This is a genomic window from Thiocystis violacea (genome assembly GCF_016583565.1).
Classification (GTDB): Bacteria; Pseudomonadota; Gammaproteobacteria; order Chromatiales; family Chromatiaceae; genus Thiorhodococcus; species Thiorhodococcus violaceus_A.
In genome coordinates this window covers 1-1,136 of record NZ_NRRF01000212.1, presented here as the reverse complement: position 1 = coordinate 1,136, position 1,136 = coordinate 1, and the positions used below count along the sequence as shown (strand labels likewise).

The window sequence follows — 1,136 nt, the reverse complement described above, 5'->3', positions numbered from 1 at the left end:
GATGTCGAGCAGTGGGTCAAAACGCATCTCGGCGACTCCATGCTGGCCAAGCGACGGCAGGCGTTCAGGCCGTCTGCGGTCGACATGAAAACTGCATGAAAGAATGACGGGGGATTGAACATCCTAGACCGGTGGTGATCTTCTACACCCACATCTCGGATCAGTACTCGCCATTCCATACGAAGTGCATCCACACCAACGCCCGCGACGCCACCTATGTGCTCGACGGACTGCTTTACCACGACACCGACCTGGTCATCGAAGAGCACTATACGGACACGGCCGGATTCACGGATCAAGTCTTCGGTCTCTGTCATCTGCTCGGTTTTCGTTTCGCTCCGCGGATCCGCGATGTGGGCGAACGGCGCTTGTATCCGATCGGCGATCGCAAACGCTGGCCGAAGCTGGAACCGACGTTCGGGGAGAACGTTCGATTACGAGAGATCGAGGCCCAGTGGGACGAGATTCTGCGTGCCGCGAGCTCCATCCGGTTGGGTACCGTGACCCCATCGTTGCTGGTTCGAAAGCTCGCCTCCTATCCGCGGCAAAACCGGCTTGCGCTGGCGATGCGTGAGCTTGGGCGTATCGAGCGGACGCTGTTCCTGCTGAACTGGATGCAGGATCCGACGCTGCGGACACGGGTCCAAGCTGGCCTGAACAAAGGCGAAGCCAGGAACTCACTCGCCAGGACCGTCTTCTTCAATCGGCTTGGCGAGGTACGGGATCGGGCGATCGAGAGCCAAAGCGTCAGAGCATCCGGGCTCAACCTGCTCGTTGCGGCCATCATCTTGTGGAACACCCGCCACCTTGAGACGGCCGTCGAACAGGTCCGCGCCAAAACCGACGTCCCGGATGAGTACCTCCAGCACCTGTCACCGCTCGGCTGCGAGCACATCATCCTGACAGGGGACTACATTTGGAAGCTGCCGTGAACGATCAGGCCTTAGCGTACGATAATTTCCGTTCTATGGAGTGACCCCAAGGAAGGAAGCCTGAGCGGCAGGAGTGGGTCGACTGCCGTCACCGAGCTAGGCGGGCTGACTGACAGCAATCCGCGTTTAGCAGAAGTTGCGTGTCTGACCGGCGAGCGTCAGCTCCTGGCTGGCTGCTACGACAACGAAGGCCCAAGACCGGCA

General features: G+C 59.9%; 1 pseudogene. It reads left to right on the top strand.

From position 1 onward, the window contains the following. Window positions 1-140 precede the first annotated feature (140 nt). Window positions 141-932: pseudogene (locus CKO23_RS24825) on the top strand (transposase); the annotation flags it as partial. Between the last annotated feature and the right edge of the window lie 204 nt (window positions 933-1,136).